Source organism: Pectobacterium sp. HCp5_1, from assembly GCF_032905925.1.
Lineage (GTDB): Bacteria > Pseudomonadota > Gammaproteobacteria > Enterobacterales > Enterobacteriaceae > Pectobacterium > Pectobacterium brasiliense_A.
Genome location: NZ_JAUMIO010000024.1, coordinates 58,758 through 64,772, shown reverse-complemented (window position 1 = coordinate 64,772; position 6,015 = coordinate 58,758). Strand labels below are relative to the sequence as shown.

The following is a 6,015-nucleotide window of genomic DNA, read 5'->3' as shown; positions in this document are numbered from 1 at the left end:
CCTGACTCAGGCTGCGCGTAACGCGAACGACGGTATCTCCCTGACGCAAACTGCGGAAGGTAACCTGAACGAAATCAACAACAACTTACAGCGTGTTCGTGAGCTGGCGGTTCAGGCAGCAAGTGACACCAACGGCCAGACTGACCGTGGTTCAATCTACACTGAAATGAAGCAACGTCTGGACGAAATCGACCGTGTTGCGGGTTCAGCGTCTTTCAACGGCACGAACCTGCTGGACGGTACGGCAAGTGGCGGTATCAACATTCAGGTTGGCGCAAACACCGGTGCTAATGAAGTTATCACTATCGACTCTGGCGCGCTGGTTAACGCTAAAACCTCTGGCGGTTTGTCATCTGGCGTATCTAGTGCTGTTGCAGCAATCAGCGGAACAACTGCAAGCGGTACCGTAAGCGGCATTGGTGGTTCTGGTGGTCTGGCACAGGATATCGTTGATGCCGTTGATACCGCACTGAAAGCAGTAGATACCGCGCGTAGTAATCTGGGTGCGATCCAGAACCGTTTCGAATCCACGATCACCAACGTGAACAACACCATCAACAACCTGTCCAATGCCCGCGGCCGAATTCAGGATGCGGATTATGCAGTGGAAGTGTCGAACATGACCAAGGCGAACATTCTGCAACAGGCAGGTACGTCAGTCCTGTCTCAGGCGAACCAGGTTCCTCAGACCGTTCTGTCTCTGCTGCGTTAATCGTAAGCAACACAGCGTGATGTTAAACCCAGCCCTGTGCTGGGTTTTTTCTTTCTGAAACAGATGATTTTGAATAAAAAATACGGACAGACAAAAAATTAAAGATTTTAAGAAAGGTTCCGATAATTAGTAAGGACGGGGATGAGCCAATGAGCTGAACCCGACACTTAACATCTCATTGATTAAGGAACGCTTATCATGGCATCGATTAATACTAACATCATGTCTCTGGTCACCCAGAACAACCTGAACAAATCACAATCTTCTCTGGGCACCGCTATTGAGCGTCTGTCTTCTGGTCTGCGTATCAATAGTGCAAAAGACGATGCTGCTGGTCAGGCGATTGCCAACCGTATGACTGCACAGGTTAAAGGCCTGACTCAGGCTGCGCGTAACGCGAACGACGGTATCTCCCTGACGCAAACTGCGGAAGGTAACCTGAACGAAATCAACAACAACTTACAGCGTGTTCGTGAGCTGGCGGTTCAGGCAGCAAGTGACACCAACGGCAGTACTGACCGTACTTCAATCTACACTGAAATGAAGCAACGTCTGGACGAAATCGACCGTGTTGCTAAATCAGCGTCTTTCAACGGCACGAACCTGCTGGACGGTACGGCAAGCGGTGGTATCAACATTCAGGTTGGCGCAAACACCGGTGCTAATGAAGTTATCACTATCGACTCTGGCGCGCTGGTTAATGCCTCAACGACTTCTGGCCTGTCTTCTGGTGTATCTACTGCGGTAGATACAATCAGCGGTGGTACAGGTGCTGCAAGTGGTTCAGGTGCCATCGGTGGTTCTGGTGGTCTGGCACAACAGATTGTTGATGCCGTTGATACCGCACTGAAAGCAGTAGATACCGCACGTAGTAACCTGGGTGCGATCCAGAACCGTTTCGAATCCACGATCACCAACGTGAACAACACCATCAATAACCTGTCCAACGCCCGTGGCCGAATTCAGGATGCGGATTACGCGGTGGAGGTGTCGAACATGACCAAGGCGAACATTCTGCAACAGGCAGGTACGTCAGTTCTGTCTCAGGCGAACCAGGTTCCTCAGACCGTTCTGTCTCTGCTGCGTTAATCGTAAGCAATATGATATGAATTTTAACCCGGCCATGCGCCGGGTTAAATATATCAATCGTTTGTATTTGAATGTCATCTTAAGCCTGTTTTTAACAACATTTCCATGATTCTTCTATCTTGATTTTTTCCATTCTTTATCTTTTTGCACCTTGCGAACAACTTTTTGCTTGTTTATAGTTTCAAAAAAATACCTATAAGTGATTGTTTATCATGCAATCGAACTAAGCGAACGATAAAAAATAGACCTTAGTACATTTCGTTAAGAGAAGAACGATAGTTTTGATTTTAATGCTCTAAATAGCATGGTAATTGATTGGTTTATTTATCGTTTAGTTTGATTTTCTCTCTTTAGAATGGAAGTATTTATACATCCGTTTTGTCTACAAGGCTCCTTTCTATGCCACGCGTCTTTATCAGCACACTTCAACTTATCGACTACAGAGATGAAACACTGGCCATTTTAGACCTGATCGGTGGATTCATCGATAACGGTTGGAGTGTAGATGTCTATTGCCATCAGTATGATGTGCGCATAAAAAATCTGATAGAGAAGAAATTTCCAGGTAGAGACATTTTTGCCACTGCTGATACTGATCATGTTTTCAATGAAAATTATGATCTATTCTGGGTTCAATATTTTTCATTAAGTACAAGTATATTAGACCGGTTCCTGAATGGTGGTGTCACAACGAATATGATATTCGATCACCAGTCATTGGATAGCCGAGAAGCTGCATCGGCTGATATTTTGCTTGAAAATCGCTTATGTGATCAAGCGCTCGTCACGCTGCCTCGTTTAACCGACTTTCTGAATGAGAGTGGGATAACTAGCTCGCTGATATCTGTGTTTCCACATTCTGCTCCCGATCTTTATTTCAATCACTCTTCGCCTGAACATGATAATAGTCTAAAAAAGATACTTATCGTTGTGGAAGAAACCACACCGATGCTGAAGGCGTTGATAAGTGAATTGGAGAAATTTTCGATAGTTTGTGAAATCATGAACCGAGAACAATGGGTTCATAATAATTCTGTTGCGGATTTTGATGCTATTGTTGCTAGTGGGATTATTGCACAATATGCGCTGTGTGCAGGAAAACCAGCCTATTTGTATCAAGATAATTTTTTCATTGGGTATATTATCGATGAATTGGTTGAGGGTAATGTATTTCGTAATGAAACGACCGGGAAGGCTCTTTCTTCCGAGGAAGTAGCAGAGAACATTTATAAGGGTTATGAGCAAGCGGCTAAATATACCCAGAAGCGTTCAGATTATTATAATAAATCCTGGCGGTTATCAAATACGTTGCCATCACTGATTGACAGCTTGCCAGAGCCGACGCTTAAAACAATAACCGATCAGGAACTGCAAAGGCTTGCTCTTCATAACTTAACGTTGCAGGATAAAACAAAGCCTTTTTATTCTGTTGACAAGTGGTTGAGCGAGCGGTTGATTAGTCCTGCTCGCCGTGATTTATTACAAGCGTTTATCCAAGCCTATCCAGATGTTGGTAATATCAGTGTTGTGATACTGGCACAATCTAACGATAAAAATGCCATCAATGCTTCATTGGCTAGCATCCATGAACAATTTTATTTGGCCAAAGAGGTCTATGTATTGACCTCGAATAATTTCGCTTGTGCTGATGCTCTCGGTACGGTCACATGGTTATCATCCGATTGTGCTGAGGAGAGCCAACTAAATGCGATTCTGGCTCAAACATCAGCATCCTATCTGTTCGTTTTACGTGCTGGGGAACGTTTACTTCCACATGCATCATTATTATTAGCTGAGCACCGCCTGCGTTTTCCTTCTGCGAAAGCCTTCTATTTTGACGAAGCGATCCTGAAAGAAGGTAAAGCAGAAAACCCAATGCTTAAGCCAGAATGTAATATTGATATGTTGCGCAGTTTCCCCTACATAGGCCGTAATCTGGCTGTGGATGTATCAACTTTGCGCCAGCAAGGTATTATTCCTTCGATAGGTGAATCTCTTGAACTGCATGATGTTATTTGGCAACTGATAGAACAAGAAGGACCACAAGCAATTGGCCATATTCCGGAAGTGCTGGTTTATACCACAGACTCATTGTTCGATTGGTTGAACAGCGACGGTGTGACACAGCACTATCCTGATATTATCCAACGCCATCTTGCTCGTTGCCATGTTGAAGCGGTTGTTTCAGCACGCAACAATGACGGAATATGCCGTATTCAGTATCAACATGCAAGTAAGCCGCTTGTTTCCATTATTATTCCTACGCGTGATCATCTGCCGGTCATCAGTCGATGCATTGAAACGTTGATGGAACGTACGCAATACCTCAATTATGAATTGTTAATTGTAGATAATCAGTCAGCAGAGGCGGGTGCATGTCAATATTTAAGACAGCTTGCTGCAATGGAGTTAGCTCAGGTTCAGGTTCTGTCGTGGCCACATCCATTTAATTTTTCCGCCATTAATAATTTTGCTGCTCAAAAAGCGAAAGGCGATGTTCTGCTTTTCCTTAATAATGATACTGAAATTACAAATGGAGATTGGCTGAATGCTTTATTAAATCATGCACTACGTCCTGAGGTTGGTATCGTTGGGGCTAAATTGGTGTTTGATGATGGATGCATTCAACATGGCGGTATTGTATTAGGTATGAATGATAGTGCCGCTATTGCGTTTCAGGGGATGGGAGCGGAATCAAAAGGCTACATGAGTCGTCTCCGTACGACTCATAATGTCAGTGCGGTTAGTGCGGCTTGCATGATGATGCGGCGTGACGTTTATGTTGAGCTTGGTGGATTTGATGAGCAGCAATATCCCACCTATTTTGGCGATGTTGATCTTGCGCTTAAAGCTCGACAACAGGGCTATTTGGTTGTGTGGACGCCAGATGCTCAAGTGATGCATTTAGGTGGTGCATCGCGCTTATTACAGCAGCACTTCAAGTTACCACCGTTACCTCAAAAGTCAGATGTTGACCTGCTTTATGATCGTTGGTTACCGCAGCTCGCGAACGATCCATGTTATCACCCAGCTTACGGTAAGCATGCTCCAGGGTTTTCTCTAACGCCAGAAATGGCAAGATGCCAACGCGCATTACCAGGACGACCTCTGCCAGTGGTTATTGGGAGTCATAGTGATTGGCATGGATGTGGTCATTATCGTGTTATTTTCCCTTTTCAGGCTCTAGAGAGAGAGATGCATATAGAAGGGGGACTGAAGCATGGTGTACCAAAACTGGTCGATGCGGTTGATATGGAACCCGATGTTGTGATTGTTCAATCCGCCGCTGGAGCCCAGACGCCGGAGATGGTGGCACAGTATCGCAAATATACGCGTTCATCAATTGTTGCGGAATTCGATGACTATATTCTTAATATCCCTATCAATAGTGGTAATAGAAAAGCGTTCTCACAACAGTTAATTAAAAATTTCCGTCGTTCACTGGAATCTGTTGATTGGGTTGTGGTTTCTACGCCAGCACTGGCTGAAGCCTATTCAGCTTACCACTCAGATATTCGTGTTGCTTATAACCGGCTACCAGCATCCTGGTGGAAAGGCTTGACGAGTCTGCGTCAGCAAGGGCGTAAACCTCGGGTGGGTTGGGCTGGCGGGAGTAGCCATAAAGGTGATTTGGCTATTCTCCGCTCGGTGGTGAAAGCGCTTGAAGATGAAGTTGAGTGGGTTTTCATGGGGATGAAACCTGAAGGTGTGAAATGTGAATTTCATGCAGGCGTCCCTATTGAATATTACCCACAAAAAACAGCGAGCCTGAATCTCGATTTAGCGCTGGTACCGCTAGAACATAACTTGTTCAATGAATGCAAAAGTAATCTGCGGCTCATGGAGTTAGGGGCTTGTGGGGTACCTGTGATTTGTACTGACATTGAGCCTTACCGCTGTGGTTTGCCCGTAACACGGGTTGATAACCGTTTTAAGGATTGGATGGATGCAATACGTATGCATATCTCTGATATGGATGCGACAGCAAGAGTGGGCGATCAACTGAGAGATGCCGTGTATAAAGATTGGATGCTGGAAGGTGATGGCTTGACGGATTGGTTACAGGCTTGGTTGCCAAAATAGTGAGATAACGTAGTAATACAACATGACAGTGTCATAGCGTATTGGTTGCTGAAAAGCCAAGGGCGGTAGCATTCTCTCTTTTAGATAATGCCAATAGATTTTTTGTAAACAGTGTATATGAGCGTTTGAGT

Annotated in this window: 3 protein-coding genes; all 3 read left to right on the top strand. The window is 44.9% G+C overall.

Annotated features, from left to right (window positions below; translation table 11 throughout):
* A partial coding sequence (locus Q3A88_RS16145) for a flagellin (protein WP_317178281.1) occupies positions 1-712 on the top strand: 712 nt, incomplete at its 5' end.
* Between the two features lie 198 nt (positions 713-910).
* Positions 911-1,801 carry a flagellin gene (locus Q3A88_RS16140; protein WP_110164145.1) on the top strand — a complete coding sequence of 297 codons (891 nt, stop codon included), beginning with the start codon at positions 911-913 and terminating at the stop codon, positions 1,799-1,801.
* A gap of 399 nt (positions 1,802-2,200) precedes the next feature.
* Positions 2,201-5,884 (top strand): glycosyltransferase, encoded by a 3,684-nt coding sequence (locus tag Q3A88_RS16135; RefSeq protein WP_110164146.1) that lies wholly within the window; start codon positions 2,201-2,203, stop codon positions 5,882-5,884.
* The last annotated feature ends 131 nt before the right edge of the window (positions 5,885-6,015 follow it).

Excerpts from the sequence above, each read along its gene's own strand:
- Q3A88_RS16140 (WP_110164145.1), top strand. The coding sequence starts at position 911 with ATGGCATCGATTAATACTAACATCATGTCTCTGGTCACCCAGAACAAC.
- Q3A88_RS16135 (WP_110164146.1), top strand. The coding sequence starts at position 2,201 with ATGCCACGCGTCTTTATCAGCACACTTCAACTTATCGACTACAGAGAT.